At 49.6% G+C, this 19,986-nt stretch carries 19 protein-coding genes; 3 read left to right on the top strand and 16 right to left on the bottom strand.

Going from position 1 to position 19,986, the window contains the following annotated elements:
* Nucleotides 1-77: 77 nt before the first annotated feature.
* The gene (locus GW590_RS15325) at nucleotides 78-1,409 is read right to left on the bottom strand and encodes an NCS2 family permease (RefSeq protein ID WP_169403933.1); all 1,332 of its coding nucleotides are present in this window, start codon (nucleotides 1,407-1,409) and stop codon (nucleotides 78-80) included.
* 279 nt (nucleotides 1,410-1,688) lie between these two features.
* On the opposite strand from GW590_RS15325, the gene yieH reads away from it, so the two are divergent.
* Both yieH and GW590_RS15315 read left to right on the top strand, forming a co-directional pair.
* A complete protein-coding gene (yieH, locus tag GW590_RS15320) occupies nucleotides 1,689-2,354 on the top strand; it encodes a 6-phosphogluconate phosphatase (RefSeq protein ID WP_169403932.1) in 666 nt (221 codons plus the stop codon).
* A gap of 731 nt (nucleotides 2,355-3,085) precedes the next feature.
* Nucleotides 3,086-3,667, top strand: a complete 582-nt coding sequence (locus GW590_RS15315; RefSeq protein ID WP_328803081.1) for a TetR family transcriptional regulator — start codon at nucleotides 3,086-3,088, stop codon at nucleotides 3,665-3,667.
* A gap of 121 nt (nucleotides 3,668-3,788) precedes the next feature.
* On the opposite strand, the gene phoU is transcribed toward GW590_RS15315, so the two are convergent.
* The 5 genes from phoU to pstS all read right to left on the bottom strand — a co-directional run bounded on the left by phoU (nucleotide 3,789) and on the right by pstS (nucleotide 8,493).
* Nucleotides 3,789-4,529, bottom strand: coding sequence for a phosphate signaling complex protein PhoU (gene phoU, locus GW590_RS15310; protein ID WP_169403931.1), 741 nt, complete (start codon nucleotides 4,527-4,529; stop codon nucleotides 3,789-3,791).
* A 164-nt stretch (nucleotides 4,530-4,693) separates the two neighbouring features.
* Nucleotides 4,694-5,461, bottom strand: coding sequence for a phosphate ABC transporter ATP-binding protein PstB (gene pstB, locus GW590_RS15305; protein WP_013577692.1), 768 nt, complete (start codon nucleotides 5,459-5,461; stop codon nucleotides 4,694-4,696).
* Between the two features lie 42 nt (nucleotides 5,462-5,503).
* Nucleotides 5,504-6,391 carry a phosphate ABC transporter permease PstA gene (gene pstA / locus GW590_RS15300; RefSeq protein ID WP_169404185.1) on the bottom strand — a complete coding sequence of 296 codons (888 nt, stop codon included), beginning with the start codon at nucleotides 6,389-6,391 and terminating at the stop codon, nucleotides 5,504-5,506.
* A gap of 2 nt (nucleotides 6,392-6,393) precedes the next feature.
* Nucleotides 6,394-7,350, bottom strand: a complete 957-nt coding sequence (gene pstC / locus GW590_RS15295) for a phosphate ABC transporter permease PstC (RefSeq protein ID WP_169403930.1) — start codon at nucleotides 7,348-7,350, stop codon at nucleotides 6,394-6,396.
* 102 nt (nucleotides 7,351-7,452) lie between these two features.
* Nucleotides 7,453-8,493, bottom strand: coding sequence for a phosphate ABC transporter substrate-binding protein PstS (pstS, locus tag GW590_RS15290; RefSeq protein ID WP_169403929.1), 1,041 nt, complete (start codon nucleotides 8,491-8,493; stop codon nucleotides 7,453-7,455).
* Nucleotides 8,494-8,981: 488 nt separating this feature from the next.
* On the opposite strand from pstS, the gene GW590_RS24210 reads away from it, so the two are divergent.
* Nucleotides 8,982-9,422 (top strand): hypothetical protein, encoded by a 441-nt coding sequence (locus GW590_RS24210; protein ID WP_211186795.1) that lies wholly within the window; start codon nucleotides 8,982-8,984, stop codon nucleotides 9,420-9,422.
* A 282-nt stretch (nucleotides 9,423-9,704) separates the two neighbouring features.
* Here GW590_RS24210 and glmS read toward each other — a convergent pair whose 3' ends face one another.
* From glmS to atpB, 10 genes are all read right to left on the bottom strand, one after another.
* The gene (gene glmS / locus GW590_RS15280; protein WP_169403928.1) at nucleotides 9,705-11,534 is read right to left on the bottom strand and encodes a glutamine--fructose-6-phosphate transaminase (isomerizing); all 1,830 of its coding nucleotides are present in this window, start codon (nucleotides 11,532-11,534) and stop codon (nucleotides 9,705-9,707) included.
* Between the two features lie 230 nt (nucleotides 11,535-11,764).
* Nucleotides 11,765-13,138, bottom strand: coding sequence for a bifunctional UDP-N-acetylglucosamine diphosphorylase/glucosamine-1-phosphate N-acetyltransferase GlmU (glmU, locus tag GW590_RS15275; RefSeq protein ID WP_169403927.1), 1,374 nt, complete (start codon nucleotides 13,136-13,138; stop codon nucleotides 11,765-11,767).
* A 305-nt stretch (nucleotides 13,139-13,443) separates the two neighbouring features.
* Entirely contained in the window at nucleotides 13,444-13,866 is a 423-nt protein-coding gene (locus GW590_RS15270) for a F0F1 ATP synthase subunit epsilon (protein WP_169403926.1), read from the bottom strand.
* 51 nt (nucleotides 13,867-13,917) lie between these two features.
* A complete protein-coding gene (gene atpD, locus GW590_RS15265; RefSeq protein WP_169403925.1) occupies nucleotides 13,918-15,300 on the bottom strand; it encodes a F0F1 ATP synthase subunit beta in 1,383 nt (460 codons plus the stop codon).
* Between the two features lie 32 nt (nucleotides 15,301-15,332).
* Entirely contained in the window at nucleotides 15,333-16,199 is an 867-nt protein-coding gene (gene atpG / locus GW590_RS15260) for a F0F1 ATP synthase subunit gamma (protein ID WP_169403924.1), read from the bottom strand.
* Nucleotides 16,200-16,270: 71 nt separating this feature from the next.
* The gene (gene atpA / locus GW590_RS15255) at nucleotides 16,271-17,812 is read right to left on the bottom strand and encodes a F0F1 ATP synthase subunit alpha (protein WP_169403923.1); all 1,542 of its coding nucleotides are present in this window, start codon (nucleotides 17,810-17,812) and stop codon (nucleotides 16,271-16,273) included.
* 12 nt (nucleotides 17,813-17,824) lie between these two features.
* Complete coding sequence (gene atpH / locus GW590_RS15250) at nucleotides 17,825-18,358, bottom strand: F0F1 ATP synthase subunit delta (RefSeq protein WP_169403922.1); 534 nt, start codon at nucleotides 18,356-18,358, stop codon at nucleotides 17,825-17,827.
* Between the two features lie 14 nt (nucleotides 18,359-18,372).
* On the bottom strand, nucleotides 18,373-18,843 hold the full coding sequence (atpF, locus tag GW590_RS15245; RefSeq protein ID WP_169403921.1) for a F0F1 ATP synthase subunit B: 471 nt from the start codon (nucleotides 18,841-18,843) through the stop codon (nucleotides 18,373-18,375).
* A 66-nt stretch (nucleotides 18,844-18,909) separates the two neighbouring features.
* Nucleotides 18,910-19,149, bottom strand: a complete 240-nt coding sequence (gene atpE / locus GW590_RS15240) for a F0F1 ATP synthase subunit C (protein WP_004093904.1) — start codon at nucleotides 19,147-19,149, stop codon at nucleotides 18,910-18,912.
* Nucleotides 19,150-19,198: 49 nt separating this feature from the next.
* Entirely contained in the window at nucleotides 19,199-19,981 is a 783-nt protein-coding gene (gene atpB / locus GW590_RS15235) for a F0F1 ATP synthase subunit A (protein WP_169403920.1), read from the bottom strand.
* Nucleotides 19,982-19,986: the final 5 nt, after the last annotated feature.

Raw genomic sequence — 19,986 nt, 5'->3', positions numbered from 1 at the left:
TGCCCGGGTATCTCGATCATCAAGACGACTTGGTCATCAAACTCAGCCCGCATAACGCGGGCTATCTGCCGTTCGCGTTAATCGATAAAGATAATTTTCAGCAAAAAAAGCAGGGTAACAATAATGACGCAGGGAGTGATATCTCTCCAGCGGCCGCTGCCTAGCTTCATCACCACATAAGAGATAAAGCCCAACGCAATCCCTTCGGTAATCGAAAAACTAAAGGGCATCATAACTGCCGTCACAAAAGCCGGTACGGCTTCCGTCAGGTCATCCCAGGTTACTCGCGCCAGGCTGGATGTCATCAGCACGCCAACGTAAATCAATGCACCGGCGGCGGCGTAAGCCGGCACCATGCCAGCCAAAGGCGAGATAAAGATAACCAGCAGGAATAACAACCCGGTGACCACCGCCGTCAGACCGGTACGGCCACCAATGGCCACCCCTGAACAGCTCTCTATGTAGGCGGTAACCGAGGAAGTGCCAATAAATGCCCCGGCGACAGAGCTTAGGCTATCCACATACAGCGCCTGCTTCATTTGCGGGAATTTGCCCTGGCGATTGGTCAACCCGGCTTTGTCGGTCACGCCAATCAATGTTCCCGACGAGTCGAACAGGTTTACCAACATAAAGGAGAAAATAACGCCCGCCAGACTAAGGTTTAATGCACCCTTGATATCCACCTGGCCGACCACTGAGGTCACGCTTGGCGGCAGCGACCAAAAGCCCGCATAGTGCACATCACCCAACGCCCAGCCAATCAGCGTGGTGGTGATAATGGAAATAAGTACCGCAGCGTGGATATTACGAGAAGCCAGAATGGCAATAATAAAGAATCCCAGCGCGCCCAACAGTACCGAGTGGGATGTCAGATGACCGATAGCCACCAGCGTCTCAGGGTTGGCTACGATAATACCGGCATTTTTCAGCCCCATCATACCGATAAACAACCCTATACCGCTGGTGATACCAATACGCAGGCTGAGCGGAATATTGGCAATCATCCAGTAACGGACACGGAAAATCGTCAGCAATAACAGTCCCACGGCGCCCCAGAAAATGGCCCCCATACCGATCTGCCAGGAGATGCCCATGGCGCCGACGACGACAAAGGCAAAAAAGGCGTTCAGGCCCATAGCCGGTGCCACCGCTACGGGAAGGTTGGCAATCAGTCCCATTAAAATACTGCCAAAGGCGGCGATCAGACAGGTAGTTACAAACACCGCCTGTTTATCCATCCCCGCCACGCCCAAAATCTGCGGGTTAACGAATACGATATACACCATGGTCAGAAAGGTGGTCAGTCCGGCCACGGTTTCAGTTTTCACAGTGGTGCCATGCAAAGTCAGCTTAAACAGGCGCTCTAACAACCCTTGCCCGGTAGCGGCATTGTTTTGTGGTGTGCTCATTAGCGAGTTCCAAAAGAGGAGAAAATCAATCGGTGGCTATCCTATACCAAATGACCAAAAGTTTAAGATGAATATGCTGATTTTTATTGCATAAATTCAGTATTTAGCTGGTATATCACTCACATTGATGGTTTTTGCCACTTACTTATGCGTTATTTATCGAACACTTCACCGGTAAAATTGATAGCTTGCCATTCGGCAGCAAAGCGCATCTTCTGTAGGATGTCTGTGGACGATCTGCCCTAACCAGGTGATTGAACTTTTAAATAAGGAGGAGCGATGCCCCGGATTGAATGCGTTTTCTTTGACTGTGACGGCACACTGGTCGATAGCGAACGCCTGTGTTGCGAAGCTTATGTCCTGATGTTTGCCCATTTTGGCGTTCAGGTTGCCTATGACGATATGTACAAAAAGTATAAAGGCATCAAGCTCTATGAGATTATTGCCATTATTAATCAGCAACATGGATTAAAAGTCAGTAAAGAGGAAATGGAGGTGGTGTTCCGCCGGCATATAGCCCGTCTGTTCGATGAAAAACTTGAAGCCATCTCGGGTGCCAGAGCGCTACTGGAAATGATAAAGGTACCGATGTGTGTGGTGTCAAATGGTCCGGTAAGTAAAATGCAGCACTCCCTGGGATTAACCGGGTTGTTGCCCTTTATGGGCGAACATCTGTATAGCGGGTATGATCTGCAACGCTGGAAGCCCGACCCCACGCTGCTTTATCATGCTGCCAAGGAGATGCAGGTAGCGATTTCCACATGCATTCTGGTTGAAGACTCGGTAGCTGGCGTGCAAGCTGGCATTGCGGCAAACATACCGGTTTACTATTACTGTGCCGATCCCCATAACCCCCCCATTGACCATCCATTAGTTACCGCGTTCACCGATATGCAGCAACTTCCCCAGCTATGGCGGGACAGAGGTTACGAGATCCTCAAATAATATTACTGAATTATTCAGATATCAGCCAATGCGGGTATCTGAATATTAAGCAATCAGACTAATTATATTATTAGCAAACAATCTGTTTTTTATTGATTACATGATTAACTAATATTATATAAATGAATCAGCGATAAATTTTGCTTAAAAAAATCCCCGATTGCCATGCAGGTCAATCGGGGCGTGTCACACGACACCAACACCAGGGAAAAGGAATAGTTTTCATTGAAAGTTAAGCTACCACATTCCATTAAAAAAACTTTTGATTCAGATCTGCTTTAAAATAATCCAAACAAAAACAGCAATAACCAGGTTACACAAATAAATGTAATACTAATTACCACGTTAACACAAGCCTATTATTAAAGATAAAACAAACATTCCGGCAACATTAAATAAACAGCTAACCTTAGCGATATTAATTAATGATTTATAAAAAATTATGCTGATAAATATTATTGCCGATAGTTAAACGCGCAGTGTTACTGCATTTTTAAGTTAAATCACTTACTCGAGCGTTGAAAATAGTTGAAACCCTTTGCCCCAGCGCATGCAGGATTGCCAGATGTGGTGGTACCTTACTTGGATAAAATTTTTTTGATTTGTAACTGGGCCGGGCAATAGATACTCTTTAGCAAGATGACACTGTTTCCGCTAAGGAGAAGACGCTGACTAGTCCAAGTCCCCAGACAACGGGGCGAAAGAATGATCCAATTGGCCTCAAATTACGCATATTTAATAGTGCGCTCACTGAGTTTGCCGAGTCCGGTTTAATGGGTGCCCGGATGGAAAACATCGCCTCAAATGCTGATACCACCAAACGTATGGTGGTCTATCACTTTAAATCAAAAGAGTCGCTCTACATGCTGGTGCTGGAGCATGTTTATCGCTGTTTGCGACAACATGAGCTTGAGTTGGATCTATCCGCCTATCCCCCTGCCGAAGCGATCGTTAAGCTGGTAGAAGCCAGTTTTGATTTTCACGTCTCGCATCCGGAATTTATCCGCATTGTTTCAACGGAAAACATGCTGCGGGGACGTTTTATCCGTCAATCCACCAGCATTCGTCAGCTGAATCAAACGGCATTGACCGTACTGGATGAGATCCTTGAGCGCGGGAAAAAAAGCCATCTGTTTAAAGAGGATGCCCAGGCGCGAGATGTTCACCGCCTGATAAGCAGTCTTTGCGTGCATCAGGTTGCCAACCAATACACTTTTGGGGCGTTATTTGAAGACCCGGACGAGTTTGATACGCAAACCGCCCATTACCGTCAGCTCGCGGTGATGGTCGCTTTGCGTTATCTGATGATTTAGCCTAAAAAAATGGCCCCCGCAAACCGTTGATAATTTTCTCAGGGTTGCGGGGGCCATTTTCTGGTCATGCCGGTCAAAAACCAGGCAGCCCGATTAACAGCGATCGGGCATCGACAGGATACTATTCGCTTTTATCGCCTGGCTGTAGTTTTTCACCTGCCAGCAATTTCTCCAGCGCATCGCCACCCACGTGACGGAAGTCCTGGCCTTTAACGAAGTAAAAAATAATCTCGCAGATATTCTGGCAGCGATCGCCAATACGCTCGATGGAACGCGCGCAGAACAACGCCGTCAGTACGCTCGGGATGGTGCGCGGGTCTTCCATCATATAAGTCATCAATTGACGCACGATGCCCTCATATTCCTGATCGACCTTCTTGTCTTCGCGATAAATACGAATGGCTTCATCGAGATCCATACGCGCAAAAGCATCCAGTACATCATGCAGCATCTGCACGGTATGGCGGCCCAAAGACTCAAGGCTGACTAACAGCGGCTGATGCAAATGGGAGAATTTCTCAAGCGCAGTGCGACAAATTTTATCCGCCACATCACCAATACGTTCAAGTTCAGAAATGGTCTTGATAATGGCCATCACCATCCGCAGATCGCTGGCGGTAGGCTGACGTTTGGCAATAATGCGCACGCAGGCTTCATCAATGGCCACTTCCATCATATTGACCTTGTCATCACCCTTGATAACGCGTTCAGCCAGTTCACCATCCTGATTGTGCATGGCAGTGATGGCGTCGGTAAGCTGCTGTTCAACCAGCCCGCCCATGGCAAGAACCTGAGTACGAATATGCTCAAGTTCTGCGTTGAACTGGGCGGAAATATGTTTGTTTAGGTTTAAATTATCCATCGTATTTCCTGTAAACCCATGCCTATCTCAGTAGGCGTAGAGAACATAGCCAGGTTGGGCAGACTGCCAGCGGAAACCGCATTGTAAGTAAATACATGGGGGTTTCAAGCTCGCTTCAAGCCCGAGATGGCAAGTGTAGTTAGCCTTTTGAGACAGGCAGGCAATCAACCATAGCGGCCAGTAATATAATCCTCAGTCTGCTTGCGAGCAGGCGAGGTAAACAGTGAGTCGGTATCGCTATATTCGATCAGTTCACCAAGATACATAAAAGCGGTGCGATCGGAACAACGTGCCGCCTGTTGCATATTGTGAGTCACGATCACCACGGTGTAGTCGGACTTCAACTCGGTGATCAATTCTTCGATGCGACCGGTAGAGATTGGGTCCAGCGCCGAACAAGGCTCATCAAGCAATAACACATCAGGTCGAATGGCAATGCCGCGAGCAATGCACAAGCGCTGCTGCTGGCCGCCAGACAGGCTATACCCACTCTGGTGCAGCTTATCTTTCGATTCGTTCCACAGCGCCGCCTTGGTCAAGGCCCACTGTACGCGCTCGTCCATATCGGTACGCGACAGTTTTTCAAATAAGCGCACGCCAAAAGCGATATTGTCATAAATCGACATCGGGAACGGTGTCGGCTTCTGGAAAACCATGCCCACTTTAGCGCGCAGCAAGGCAATATCCTGTTTATCAACCAGAATATTTTCGCCATCGAGCAGAATTTCACCCTCGGCATGTTGTTCCGGATAAAGCTGATACATCTTGTTAAAGGTACGCAACAACGTTGATTTGCCGCAACCTGACGGGCCGATAAACGCTGTGACTTCATTTTTTGCAATATCCAGGGAGATGTTTTTCAACGCATGGAATTTGCCGTAATAAAAATTCAGATCGCGGACCTGGATTTTACTGTTGGATGCATCAGTCATTCGACTCATTAAGACATCTCTCTTTAATCAATATTTTTGTCTTCACTGCTTTTTCTTGGCGAAAATCACGCGAGCAATGATATTCAACAGCAGCACACAAACCGTAATCAGCAATACGCCTGCCCAGGCCATCTCCTGCCATTGGGAAAACGGACTCATGGCAAATTTGAAAATGGTAACCGGCAGGTTAGCGATCGGCTGCATTAAATCGGTGCTCCAGAACTGGTTGGAGAGCGAGGTAAACAGCAAGGGAGCGGTTTCACCGGCAATACGCGCAATGGCCAGCAGTATGCCGGTGATAATGCCGGATACCGACGCTTTTAGCGTGATAGCAGAGATCATCTTCCATTTTGGCGTTCCTAACGCATACGCCGCTTCACGCAGGCTATCCGGTACCAGTTTGAGCATATTTTCCGTGGTGCGAATAACAATAGGAACCTGCAACAGCGCCAGGGCAATAACGCCGGCCCAGCCTGAGAAGTGGCCCATTTTTGCCACCATAATGGTGTAAACAAACAGACCGACAACGATAGAAGGCGCAGAAAGCAAAATATCGTTAATAAAGCGGATCACTTCAGCCAACCAGGACTTGCGACCATATTCTGCCAGGTAGACACCGGCCATAATGCCCAGTGGAGTACCAAACACGGTGGCCCATACAATTAGTAAGCCACTGCCCGCCAGGGCGTTAGCCAGACCGCCACCCGCCGTATTGGGTGGTGGTGTGTTTTCGGTAAACAGCGCCAATGTCATGCCATCGATGCCTTTGGACACCGTAGTAAACAGGATCCACACCAGCCAGAACAACCCAAAAATCATGGTGCACATTGACAGGATCAGCGCGATGCGGTTTTTCTGTCGACGCCATGCCTGACGTTTGCGGCGGGATTGCAAGAGCGCGTCGTTGCTTTGCATTTCAAGCGTTGCCATCATTAACGGCCCTCACTCTTGGCCAGGCGCAGGATCATCAGTTTTGATAATGCCAGCACAATAAAGGTGATCACAAACAGGATCAGGCCAAGTTCCATCAGCGCAGAGGTATGCAGACCTGATGCCGCTTCGGCAAATTCATTAGCCAGGGCGGAGGTAATACTGTTACCCGGCATATATAGCGATGCGCTGTCGAGCTGGTAGGTGTTACCGATGATAAAGGTCACCGCCATGGTTTCACCGAGCGCACGTCCCAGGCCCAGCATAATGCCGCCAATCACCCCATTCTTGGTGAAAGGCAAAACAATGCGCCAAATCACTTCCCAGGTGGTGCAGCCAATGCCGTAAGCCGATTCTTTCATCATCACCGGCGTTTGCTCAAACACATCACGCATCACCGAGGCAATATAAGGAATAATCATGATCGCCAGGATCACGCCAGCCGCCAGGATACCAATACCAAATCCCGGACCGGCAAAGAGTGCGCCGACAATCGGAACGCCGGACAGCACATCGCCGACAGGCTGTTGAAAATAGGTGGCAAATAACGGCGCAAATACAAACAGGCCCCACATGCCATAAACAATACTGGGGATCGCCGCCAGCAGTTCAATGGCTATCCCCAACGGACGCTTCAGCCAGTTAGGAGCCAGTTCAGTCAAAAACAGAGAAATACCAAAGCTGACGGGAACGGCAATCAGCAGGGCAATAATCGAGGTCACCACCGTGCCGTAAATCGGCACCAGCGCACCAAACTGTTCATTTGGCACATCCCAGGTTTTATTCCACAGAAAGGAAAGGCCGAACTTTTCCATGCTGGGCAAAGATGCAATAAACAGCGAGACGATAATACCGCCGAGTAACAATAGCGTAATCAGCGCAGCCAGTTTAACCAGCGCGCTGAAGATAATGTCACCATGTTTGCCTGGGGCTTTAATAGACGGCTTATTTTCAGCCATACCACTCTCTTCTTATTCAGATTTAATTCTCCCCCGACAATACGTTATCGGGAGAGAATGAGACAGAAGACTCGTACTTTATCTCAGACCGGGGGCCTGCGACTAGTAAAGTGCTTTGCCGCTGCTGTCTTTAACGTTGGTTTTCCAGGCTGCATGGATTTGCTCAACCACAGACTGTGGCAGAGAGGCGTAATCCAGACCGGTGGTCAGCTTGTCACCATTTTTATATGCCCAATCAAAGAACTTCAGCACTTCTGCGCCTTTGGCGGCATCTTGCTGCTGTTTGTAGATCAGGATAAAGGTGGTGGAAGAGATTGGCCATGCGTTGTCGCCCTGCTGGTACGTCAGGTCTTGAGCGAAGCTTTTGCTCCAGTCAGCGCCTTTGGCAGCAGCGCTGAACGCAGCTTCAGAAGGAGCGATAGCCTTGCCGCTGGCATCAACCAGTTTGGTATAAGTCAGGTTGTTCTGTTTGGCGTAAGCGTATTCAACATAACCAATTGAGCCTGGCAGACGCTGAACAAAGGCTGCAACACCATCGTTACCCTTGCCGCCCAGACCGGTTGGCCAGTTAACGGTAGTACCGATACCGATATCTTTTTTCCAGTCGGCGTTGGCTTTAGACAGGTAGCTGGTGAAAACGAAAGAGGTACCTGAACCATCGGCACGGCGCACGACAGCAATATTGGTGTCTGGCAGTTTCAAGCCTGGGTTCAGTTTGGTGATTTCTGCATCATTCCACTTTTTGATTTTACCCAGGTAGATATCACCCAGAGCTTTGCCGTCCAGTGTCAGTTCACCTGATTTAATACCAGGGATATTTACTGCCAGCACAACACCACCGATTACGGTAGGAAACTGGAACAGACCATTTTTTTCCAGGTCAGCATCGCTCATTGGTGCGTCAGAGGCACCAAAGTCGATGGTTTTAGCGATGATTTGTTTCACGCCGCCTGAAGAACCGATGCCCTGGTAGTTAACCTGAACGCCGGTGGCTTTTTGATAAGCATCAGCCCATTTAGCATAAACTGGGGCTGGGAAAGTGCCGCCTGCGCCGGTCAGATTGGTTGCTGAGAAGGCAGACATTGCTGTTAAAGAGAAGGTCGCTGCCACAATACCGGCGACGGTGGTACGCATCAGTTTCATGTTCCACTCCTGGTGGGTTTTTTATTTGAGTCGACTCTAGTCGAAGCTTAGTAAAGTGTTTGGCACAGGAGGAAAATAGGACAGTTTGGTGACAGTAAAATGTAGTTTATATTACAGTTTTATGACAAAGGGCATAATGTAAACAGAAAGCTGACGGCGGATTTGCCCAATCGCCCATCCCATGCCGGTTAGAGACTATAAAGGCTTTATGACAGATTTAGTTACGGTGCACCCAAAGAAGCCATAAAAGGGTGATCTTGCCGACAAATGGCGTACTTAATAGGTCGGTTTTTCTCCTTAGAGGAAGGAGAGAGGCACTTATGATCGCTATCAAAAAGATACGATTATCCAGGCCACAAGCTAGAGAGATCGCTGGAATACAAACATGAGTCCGTTCAATATATTGAAAATATTTTGGTGAAAAAACACCTCTAACGTAAATTAAATAAAACCAAGAAAAAACCACCAAAACAATATGAGATATCAGAATGAAAATTTGGGTTGGCATGACAGCTTTTCTGATGCTATCTGGATGTGCAAATCATCCGTTAGACTGCGCTACCGGATTGGTCGCTTGGGATGATTGCTTGCCTGGAACAAGAGGCTATGAAATAAGACAAGAAAGCCTTAAAAGACTTGCTATTAGCCAGCAGGGACAAGCAACGACAGATGACCAGCAATGCAGATCTTATGGGGCAATACCTGGCTCAGATGCCTATGTAAACTGCCGAGTTTTGCTGAGTACGAGTAAAGTGCAAACGGATGCTCAAATCAAATATCAACAAAAAACCTTGCTCTATGAGCAACTTAAAAATACATCCCAGAACCAGAAAACGGTGTCTCCTGCGTTACCTCAAATGCCAATTCAAAAAAGTATTAGTTGTACTGCAAACCAGATTGGAAATACGACATATACAAATTGCCGCTGAATAAGTTTTTAAAACGCCCTAGTATTTTCAACAAAAGAGTCATTAAAAAAATTTATAATTCTAAGTTGCCTAAAGCTCTTCAATAAAACCCATATAGATAAAATATAAAAACCTGGACTTTAAAGTTAATATATTGATTTGTATAGCTAATATTTATTCAGTAGCAGTTGTTTTATTAATTTAACCATAAAAAAATCCGGAGTGCTTTGTAACAGCACCACCGGATTTTTGCTATTTACCACGTTATTGACCGCCCACAATTACCTTGGGCGACAACATTTTTTATTCTACCGTTACCGATTTCGCCAAATTACGTGGCTGATCGACATCGGTGCCTTTAATCAAGGCAACGTGGTACGCCAAAAGCTGTAACGGCACGGTGTAGAAAATCGGCGCCACAATATCTTCTACATGGGGCAGCTGAATGATTTTCATGCCATCGCTGTCGGTAAAACCGGCATCCTGATCGGCAAAGACATACAGCTCGCCACCGCGCGCGCGCACTTCTTCAATGTTGGATTTCAGTTTTTCCAGCAGTTCGTTGTTTGGTGCAACGACGATAACCGGCATATCCGCATCAATCAGCGCCAGAGGACCGTGTTTTAACTCACCGGCGGCGTAGGCTTCGGCATGAATATAGGAGATCTCTTTCAGCTTCAGCGCCCCTTCCATGGCTATCGGATATTGATCGCCACGTCCGAGGAACAGTGCATGATGTTTGTCAGAGAAACCTTCGGCCAGCGCTTCAATGGTTTTATCCAGCGACAGCATCTGTTCAATGCGCGCAGGCAGTGCCTGCAGCCCGTGAACAATGTCGTGTTCAAGCTGTTCACTCATGCCCTTCAGACGGCCAACACGCGCCACCAGCATCAGCAGGACGGTCAACTGGGTGGTAAATGCCTTGGTTGAAGCAACACCAATCTCAGTGCCAGCTCGGGTCATTAACGCCAGATCGGATTCGCGCACCAGTGAAGAACCGGCCACGTTACAAACCGCCAGCGAACCCAGATAGCCCAGCTCTTTTGACAGGCGCAGCGCCGCCAGGGTATCGGCGGTTTCACCCGACTGAGACAGGGTAATAATCAGGCTGCCAGGACGCACCGCTGATTTGCGATAGCGAAACTCAGAGGCAATTTCCACATCGCAAGGTACGCCAGCCAGCGCTTCAAACCAGTAGCGCGCAACCATACCCGAGTGATAGGAGGTGCCACAGGCAATAATCTGCACGTGCTGCACTTTAGCCAGCATGTCATCTGCCTGTTCACCCAGCTCACTGAGATTGATTTTCCCTTGGCTGAAACGGCCTTCCAGGGTGTTTTTAATCGCAAGCGGCTGTTCGTAAATCTCTTTTTGCATGTAATGGCGGTAAGCGCCTTTATCACCGGCGTCATACTGCACTTTAGATTCGATTTCAGCGCGTTCTACAGGTTTACCCTGTTTATCAAACACCTGCACAGAACGACGTTTGATCTCGGCAACATCGCCTTCTTCGAGGAACATAAAACGACGGGTGACCGGCAACAGTGCCAGCTGATCGGAGGCAATAAAGTTTTCGCCAACGCCGCGGCCAATGACCAGCGGACTACCAGAACGCGCAGCCACCAGCACGGAAGGGTCGCGTTTATCCATCACCACAGTGCCATAGGCGCCACGCAGCTGAGGGATAACACGTAACACCGCTTCCAGCAGTGTACCGCCCTGTAATAACTCCCAGTGCACCAGATGGGCGACCACTTCGGTATCGGTCTGCGAGTCAAAACGGTAACCGCGCGCAATCAACAGCTCACGCAGGGGTTCGTGGTTTTCAATAATGCCGTTATGCACCACAGCGATATAATCAGAGATATGCGGGTGAGCATTGATCTCGGAAGGTTCGCCATGCGTTGCCCAGCGGGTGTGCGCAATACCGGTGCCACCGTGCAGCGGATGGGCATCCAGCGCTTCGGCCAGCATCTGTACTTTGCCCAGACGACGCAAACGGCCCATATGACCTTCGTTATCCACTACGGCCAAACCGGCAGAGTCATAACCGCGGTATTCCAGACGGCGTAACCCTTCTAACAGAATTTCAGCAATATCGCGTTGCGCTACTGCGCCAACAATTCCACACATCAGTTTTATTCCTATAGAAGATCTGTTTGCAGATCTTTTTTGATGCCTTCAACCTGATTGATAGCCGCTTCGGTCTTGCCAGCAAGCCGCGCGGGTTCCCCGAGCCTTGTAGAGAAGGGGATTATTATGTTTTGCATTGCTGTCAGGCTGCGAAACAGACGAAACGCAATGCAAAACACAATAGATAAAACCCGCCAGGTGCAGAACGCCCGCACCTGGCAGATGATGACTTAGGACGTCTTCTTGAGCGGACGCTGCCACTGCTGCTTATGCACCTGTGCCACGCGGCTAATCAGCAGCCCACCGGCGGCGACATCACGGGTCACGGTGGTGCCTGCGGCAATAGTGACATTATCGCCTACGCAAACCGGTGCCACCAATTGCGTATCGGAACCGACAAACACGTTATCGCCAATAACGGTTTGTGATTTATTGACACCGTCATAGTTGCAGGTGATGGTGCCAGCGCCAATATTGACGTTATTGCCAATCTGCGCATCACCAAGATAGCTGAGATGGCCGGCTTTGGAACCGACGCCGAGACGTGCTTTTTTCATTTCGACAAAGTTGCCGACATGGGCACCTTGTGCCAGCTCGGCGCCAGGACGCAAACGCGCAAAAGGTCCCACGGTGCAGTCGGCCTGCAAAGTGGCACCGTCAAACACACTATAGGGGCTGATTTCGCAATCGTCACCAATGGTGCAGTTTTTCAGCACACAACCGGCACCGATTTTAACCCGGTCGCCCAGCGTCACTTTGCCTTCGATCACCACATTGACGTCGATAGTGACATCAATACCGTGAGAAAGCTCACCGCGGAGATCAAAGCGGGCGGCATCCATTAGCATCACACCGGCCAGCAGCAGACGTTCGGCCTGCTCACTCTGATAAACGCGTTCAAGACGCGACAGTTGCAGGCGGTTGTTGACGCCTTCAACCTCGCTAAGACGGGCTGGATGTACCGTTGCCACCTGCTGACCTTCGGCATGGGCCATGGCAATAATATCGGTGATGTAATATTCGCCCTGGGCATTATTGTTGCGCAGCTGGCCTAACCAGCGTTTTAAACAGGCACCGTTGGCCACCAGAATGCCGGTATTGATTTCATTGATCTTCAGTTGCTCAGCGGAAGCATCTTTCTGCTCGATAATGCCGACGACCTCGCCATTTTCACGCAGGATACGGCCATAGCCGGTGGGATCTTCGAGTTTTACGGTCAACAGGCCAATGCCGCCCTGTGGTTTGGCGTCGAGGAGTCTTTGCAGCGTCTCGACGGCAATCAACGGCACATCGCCGTAGAGCATTAACACGTCTTCATCATCGGCAAAATAAGGTGCCGCCTGCTGCATGGCATGTCCGGTACCCAACTGCTCAGCTTGTAATACCCAATTCAGTTCGCTGCCAGCCAGATTCTGCTTCAGCAAGTCTGCGCCGTGGCCATACACCAGGTGCACCTGATTGGCACCCAGGCGCGTTGCCGCATCGATCACATGCTGAACCATGGATTTTCCTGCAAGAGGATGCAGCACCTTGGGAAGATTGGAGTACATACGCGTACCCTTGCCAGCAGCAAGGATCACGACACTTAATGCGCTGTTAGACATAAGCAACCTGACAAATCCAGTTTGATTGACAAAAGTAACCCGTTAGGCGGTCGGATTACTACATATTTTTCAGCAAAAACTACCCGCAGGCCGCATGGTGCAAGGGTTGCACACTCTATAAGCGACATGAAAAAAAATGGGCTAAAACTGTCTGCAAAAGCCGACAGTATTCCACTGAAACGCACGTAATAGAATGCTGAAAAGACCGAAAAACCGGCTTTTTTAAAGGTAAAAAAAAAGCGACCCGCAGGTCGCTTTTCTAACTGGCAGTGCTGGTATAACCGTGCCGGTGATTGCCCGCTCGGTTACATTGCCTTCCTGGTCAACTCGATAACGCGAAGTTGCGCGATCGCTTTAGCCAGTTCAGCTGACGCCTGAGCATAGTCGACGTCGCCGTGAGAACCACTGATGTGATCTTCCGCTTTACGCTTAGCTTCAAGCGCGCGCGCTTCGTCGAGGTCTTCCCCACGGATTGCAGTGTCAGCCAACACGGTAGTCGCATTCGGTTGCACCTCAAGGATGCCACCGGAGAGATAGATAAACTCTTCTTCACCGTGTTCTTTAACAATGCGCACCATGCCAGGCTTGATGGCGGTGAGCAGCGGAGCATGGCCCGGGTAAATACCCAGTTCACCTTCGCTACCCGTCACCTGGATTTTTTGCACCAGGCCGGAGAACATTCTCTTTTCCGCACTGACAACATCCAGATGGTAAGCTTTATCAGCCATGTCACCTTCCTCTCTTAATACTGCAACGATCCTGACCCCGAAGGGAGAACATTACAGTTTTTTGGCTTTTTCCACGGCTTCTTCGATGGTGCCAACCATGTAGAACGCTTGTTCTGGCAGGTGGTCGTAGTCACCGTCCATAATGCCTTTGAAACCACGAATGGTATCTTTCAGCGATACGAACTTGCCCGGAGAACCGGTAAAGACTTCGGCAACGAAGAATGGCTGGGACAGGAAGCGCTGGATTTTACGCGCACGGGATACTACCAGCTTGTCATCTTCTGACAGCTCGTCCATACCCAGAATCGCGATAATGTCTTTCAGTTCCTGATAACGCTGCAGAATAGACTGCACACCACGAGCCACGTCATAGTGCTCTTGACCTACAACCAGCGGGTCAAGCTGACGGCTGGTAGAGTCAAGCGGATCTACCGCTGGGTAGATACCCAGAGAGGCGATCTGACGGCTCAATACCACGGTCGCATCCAAGTGGGCGAAGGTGGTGGCTGGTGATGGGTCAGTCAAGTCATCCGCAGGTACATATACAGCCTGCACAGAAGTGATTGAACCGCTTTTGGTTGAGGTGATACGTTCTTGTAAAACGCCCATCTCTTCCGCCAGTGTTGGCTGATAACCTACCGCTGATGGCATACGGCCCAGAAGTGCTGACACTTCAGTACCGGCCAGGGTATAACGATAAATATTATCGATAAACAGCAGTACGTCACGACCTTCATCACGGAATTTCTCCGCCATGGTCAGGCCAGTCAGTGCAACGCGCAGACGGTTACCTGGTGGCTCGTTCATCTGACCATATACCAGGGAAACTTTGTCGATAACGTTGGAGTCGGTCATTTCGTGGTAGAAGTCGTTACCCTCACGAGTACGTTCACCCACGCCCGCAAACACAGAATAACCGGAGTGTTCGATCGCGATATTACGGATCAGCTCCATCATGTTTACAGTTTTACCTACACCAGCACCACCGAACAGACCGACTTTACCGCCCTTGGCGAACGGGCACATCAGGTCCATAACCTTGATACCAGTTTCCAGCAATTCCTGGGAGTTTGCCAGCTCTTCGTAAGAAGGAGCCGGACGGTGAATAGCACGACGTTCTTCTTCGCCGATTTCACCTTTCATGTCGATTGGTTCACCCAATACGTTCATGATACGACCCAGAGTCGCTTTACCAACCGGAACTTCGATTGGGTGTTGCAGGTTGTTTACTTTCAGACCGCGACGCAGGCCGTCTGAGGTACCCATTGCGATACAACGAACAACGCCGCCGCCCAATTGTTGCTGAACTTCGAGCACCAGCTTGGAGGCACCGTTTTCTACCTCAAGAGCATTGTACACGTTCGGTACTGCATCCTGAGGGAACTCGACGTCCACCACGGCGCCGATTACCTGGATAATCTTTCCAGTAGCCATCTTGAATCCTCTACGTAATTCGTAAACCTAGCTTAAACCGCGGAGGCTCCCCCGACGATCTCGGTGAGTTCCTGAGTGATGCTGGCCTGACGAGCTTTGTTGTATACCAACTGCAGCTCTTTGATCAGGCTGCCGCCGTTATCGGTTGCGGCTTTCATCGCTACCATTCGCGCGGCCTGTTCGCTGGCCAGGTTTTCTACGACGCCCTGATAAACCTGAGACTCTACATAGCGACGCAGAAGGGTATCCAGCAGCGCTTTAGGATCGGGCTCATACAGGTAATCCCAGGATTTCTTCGCCAGTTCGCCTTCTTCTTCCGCACGCGGAAGAGGCAGCAGCTGAACGATTCTTGGTTCCTGAGCCATGGTATTGACGAATTTATTGCTAACAATACACAGCTTGTCTAAACGACCTTCGTCAAAGGCTTGCAGCATCACTTTAACCGGACCGATCAGTTCTGACAGGGAAGGGTTATCCCCCATGCCAGTAACCTGGGCAACCACGTTGCCACCCACGGAACCGAAGAAAGAGGCCGCTTTTGAACCGATCAGAGCCAAGTCAACCTCGACGCCCTGCTCATTCAAACCTTTCATCTCTGTCAGCACTTTTTTGAACAGGTTAATGTTCAAACCGCCACAAAGACCGCGATCGGTAGACACAATCAAATACCCAACGCGCTTGATTTTACGCTCGTCCAGGTATGGGTGCTTGTATTCCAGATTACCTAACGCAAGGTGACCTATCACTTTACGAATGGTATCTGCATAAGGACGGCTGGCCGCCATGCGATCCTGCGTTTTACGCATTTTGGAGGCGGCGACCATCTCCATCGCTTTAGTGATCTTTTGCGTGTTTTGCACGCTGCCGATCTTACTACGTATCTCTTTTCCGCCGGCCATCTCTGCTTCTCCTCATGACCAAACGTCCTGCTGCTTATCTGCTTAGTGCAGGGCAGCAGGCGCGCTTAGTGTTACCAGGACTGGGTTGCCTTGAAGGTTTCGAGGATATTTTTGAATTTCCCCTCGATCTCATCGTTATACGCGCCAGTTTGGTTGATTTGTTGCATAAGATCGGCATGCTCGCGGTCAGCATAAGCCAACAGCGCAGCTTCAAAGCTGCCTACTTTAGACAATTCAACGTCTTCCAGGAAACCACGTTCTGCAGCAAACAGAATCAGAGACTGCGCAACGATAGACATTGGCGCATATTGTTTCTGTTTCAGCAGCTCGGTCACTTTCTGACCATGGTTCAACTGTTTACGCGTTGCATCATCCAGATCGGATGCAAACTGTGAGAACGCAGCCAGTTCACGATATTGTGCCAGAGCGGTACGGATACCACCGGACAGTTTTTTCATGATCTTGGTCTGAGCAGCACCACCAACACGGGATACGGAGATACCCGGGTTAACCGCAGGACGAATACCGGCGTTAAACAGGTTGGATTCCAGGAAGATCTGACCATCGGTAATGGAAATTACGTTGGTCGGAACGAACGCGGAAACGTCACCCGCTTGGGTTTCGATAATTGGCAGCGCGGTCAGAGAGCCGGTTTTACCTTTCACTTCACCGTTGGTAAATGCTTCAACGTAGGCAGCGTTAACGCGTGCAGCACGTTCCAGCAAACGGGAGTGGAGATAGAACACGTCACCTGGGTAAGCTTCACGGCCTGGCGGACGACGTAACAGCAGGGAGATCTGACGGTATGCAACGGCCTGTTTAGACAGGTCATCATATACGATCAGGGCATCTTCACCGCGGTCACGGAAGTATTCACCCATCGCGCAACCAGAGTACGGTGCCAGGTATTGCAGTGCAGCTGATTCAGATGCAGTAGCAACAACCACGATGGTATTTGCCAGAGCGCCGTGTTCTTCCAGTTTGCGAACCACGTTGGAAATGGTGGAAGCTTTCTGGCCGATAGCGACATAAATACATTTGATACCGGAATCGCGCTGGTTGATGATCGCATCAATAGCCAGAGCAGTTTTACCGGTTTGACGGTCACCGATGACCAGTTCACGCTGACCACGACCAATTGGGATCATGGCATCGACTGACTTGTAGCCAGTCTGAACAGGTTCGTCAACGGATTGACGATCGATAACGCCAGGTGCGATTGCTTCAACAGCGGAGAAGCCGTCGTTATCAACCGGACCTTTACCGTCAATAGGTGCACCCAGGGTGTTAACCACACGACCCAGCAGGCCGCGGCCAACTGGAACTTCCAGGATACGACCCGTACATTTTACTTTCATACCTTCGGCGAGGTCAGCGTAAGGGCCCATAACTACGGCACCTACAGAGTCGCGCTCCAGGTTCAGGGCGATAGCGTAACGGTTACCCGGCAGCGCAATCATTTCGCCTTGCATGACATCGGCAAGGCCGTGCACGCGGATGATCCCGTCACTGACGGAAACGATAGTACCTTCATTGTGAGCTTCGCTCACCACATTGAACTGAGCAATGCGCTGCTTGATCAGTTCGCTGATTTCGGTGGAATTCAGTTGCATGCTCCAGTCCCCTTAAGACTGCAAGACGTCTGCCAGGCGTTCAAGACGACTGCGAACGCTGCCATCAATCACCATATCACCTGCACGGATTACGACACCGGCAAGAACAGACTTGTCAATTTTGCAATTCAGCTTAACTTTGCGAGACAAACGTTTTTCCATCGCAGCAGCAATTTTTGCCTGCTGTTCTTCAGACAGCGCGCTAGCAGAAGTGACTTCCACTTCCACCGTCGCCTCTAAGGCTGCACGCAGTTCAATAAACTGTTGCAACACTTCAGGAAGAACACGTAAACGTTTGTTTTCGGCCATTACCCTAATCAGGTTCTGGCCCGCGTCGTCGAGTTGTTCACCACATATCGCAATAAACGTTGCAGAGAGCGCTTCAGGTGCAGTTGCACCAGAGAGCAATTCTTCGATCTGTTCATCACGGGTGACTTCAGCCGAGAACGCTAACATGGACTGCCAGCGATCTAAGCTTTGGTGCTCAACGGCAAAGTCAAAAGCTGCTTTGGCGTAGGGGCGAGCTACCGTAACAAATTCAGACATCAGCCCCTCCCTCCTTACAGTTCAGCGACCAGTTTATCAACGATGTCGCTGTTAGCAGCTTCATCCACGGAACGTTCGATGATTTTCTCGGCGCCAGCAATAGCCAAAATACCGACTTGTTTACGTAACTCTTCACGAGCACGTTGACGTTCTGCGTCGATCTCTGCCTTCGCTTGCGTCACGATTTTGTTACGTTCCTGCTCAGCTTCAGTTTTAGCTTCATCGATGATCTGAGACTTGCGCTTGTTAGCTTGCTCAATGATCACCTGGGCTTCTGCCTTGGCTTTAGTCAGTTGGTCGGTCGCATCAGCTTGCGCTAAATCCAGCTCTTTTTTAGCTCGTTCTGTAGAAGCCAAACCGTCAGCAATTTCTTTTTGACGTTTTTCGATGGCAGCCATAATTGGCGGCCATACGTACTTCATACAGAACAAGACAAACAGGACAAACGCGATAGCCTGGCCGAGGATTGTTGCGTTAAGATTCACAGCACAATGCCTCTTTCAAAGTGAAATTAGTCGATGTCTATCGTTTAACCCAGAGAACTCTCTGAGTTAGGCGACAGCAAACATCACGTACAGACCCAGACCAACAGCGATCATCGGGATGGCGTCGACCAGACCCATAACGATAAAGAACTGTGTACGCAGCAGAGGAATCAGGTCAGGCTGACGAGCAGCACCTTCCAAAAATTTACCACCCAGGATGCCGATACCGATCGCAGCACCGATTGCCGCCAGGCCCATCATCACAGCGGCAGCCATGTACAGCAGATCCATACTCAGGTTTTCCATGACAGTCTCCAGTTTGTTTCAGTTAAAACGCAGTAGTGTTGAAAGAAAATCAGTGTTTTTCAGATGCCATCGAAAGATAGACGATCGTCAGAACCATGAAGATAAAGGCTTGCAATGTAATGATCAGGATATGGAAAATGGCCCAAGGCACATTCAGAATCCATTGTGACCACCACGGCAACAGGCCAGCAATAAGGATGAAAATCAACTCACCCGCATACATATTGCCAAACAGTCGCAGACCCAGTGAAACTGGTTTGGACAGCAGGCTGACGCCTTCAAGAATCAGGTTAACAGGAATAAAAACCGGATGATTGAACGGCTGCATTGTCAGTTCCTTAACGAAACCCCCAATGCCTTTCATCTTAATGCTATAGAAAAGAATCAAAATGAACACGCCAAGGGCCATCGACAACGTAATGTTTACGTCAGCGGTTGGCACAACACGCAGGGCTGGCAGACCGATAATATGCTCACCAATGTACGGGAGCAGATCGATCGGCAGCAAATCCATCAGGTTCATCATAAAGACCCAGACGAACACGGTCAGCGCGAGAGGAGCAATCACTTTGCTTTTGCCGTGATACATGTCACGCACGCTGCTGTCGACAAAACCTACAACCAGCTCTACCGCTGTTTGCAGTTTACCCGGAACACCACTGGTGGCATTTTTGGCGACACGATGGAAAACAACCAAAAAGAGTACCCCGAGGATCACGGAGAAAAACATCGAATCGATGTTAATCGACCAGAATCCCGTCCCAACCTGAAGCTGTGTCAGATGGTGACCGATATACTCTTGTGGAGTAGAGATTTCTCCTGATGCAGACATGATGC

Source organism: Rouxiella aceris, assembly GCF_012933545.1.
Classification (GTDB): Bacteria; Pseudomonadota; Gammaproteobacteria; order Enterobacterales; family Enterobacteriaceae; genus Rouxiella; species Rouxiella aceris.
Note: the sequence above shows the minus strand (reverse complement) of the source record. Positions and strands in the feature narration are given on the sequence as shown.

Bases quoted from the DNA above. Each gene is read 5' to 3' on its own strand.
- GW590_RS15325 (WP_169403933.1), bottom strand. From the start codon at position 1,409: ATGAGCACACCACAAAACAATGCCGCTACCGGGCAAGGGTTGTTAGAG.
- yieH (WP_169403932.1), top strand. From the start codon at position 1,689: ATGCCCCGGATTGAATGCGTTTTCTTTGACTGTGACGGCACACTGGTC.
- phoU (WP_169403931.1), bottom strand. From the start codon at position 4,529: ATGGATAATTTAAACCTAAACAAACATATTTCCGCCCAGTTCAACGCA.
- pstB (WP_013577692.1), bottom strand. From the start codon at position 5,461: ATGACTGATGCATCCAACAGTAAAATCCAGGTCCGCGATCTGAATTTT.
- pstA (WP_169404185.1), bottom strand. From the start codon at position 6,391: ATGGCAACGCTTGAAATGCAAAGCAACGACGCGCTCTTGCAATCCCGC.
- pstC (WP_169403930.1), bottom strand. From the start codon at position 7,350: ATGGCTGAAAATAAGCCGTCTATTAAAGCCCCAGGCAAACATGGTGAC.
- pstS (WP_169403929.1), bottom strand. From the start codon at position 8,493: ATGAAACTGATGCGTACCACCGTCGCCGGTATTGTGGCAGCGACCTTC.
- GW590_RS24210 (WP_211186795.1), top strand. From the start codon at position 8,982: ATGAAAATTTGGGTTGGCATGACAGCTTTTCTGATGCTATCTGGATGT.
- glmS (WP_169403928.1), bottom strand. From the start codon at position 11,534: ATGTGTGGAATTGTTGGCGCAGTAGCGCAACGCGATATTGCTGAAATT.
- glmU (WP_169403927.1), bottom strand. From the start codon at position 13,138: ATGTCTAACAGCGCATTAAGTGTCGTGATCCTTGCTGCTGGCAAGGGT.
- GW590_RS15270 (WP_169403926.1), bottom strand. From the start codon at position 13,866: ATGGCTGATAAAGCTTACCATCTGGATGTTGTCAGTGCGGAAAAGAGA.
- atpD (WP_169403925.1), bottom strand. From the start codon at position 15,300: ATGGCTACTGGAAAGATTATCCAGGTAATCGGCGCCGTGGTGGACGTC.
- atpG (WP_169403924.1), bottom strand. From the start codon at position 16,199: ATGGCCGGCGGAAAAGAGATACGTAGTAAGATCGGCAGCGTGCAAAAC.
- atpA (WP_169403923.1), bottom strand. From the start codon at position 17,812: ATGCAACTGAATTCCACCGAAATCAGCGAACTGATCAAGCAGCGCATT.
- atpH (WP_169403922.1), bottom strand. From the start codon at position 18,358: ATGTCTGAATTTGTTACGGTAGCTCGCCCCTACGCCAAAGCAGCTTTT.
- atpE (WP_004093904.1), bottom strand. From the start codon at position 19,149: ATGGAAAACCTGAGTATGGATCTGCTGTACATGGCTGCCGCTGTGATG.
- atpB (WP_169403920.1), bottom strand. From the start codon at position 19,981: ATGTCTGCATCAGGAGAAATCTCTACTCCACAAGAGTATATCGGTCAC.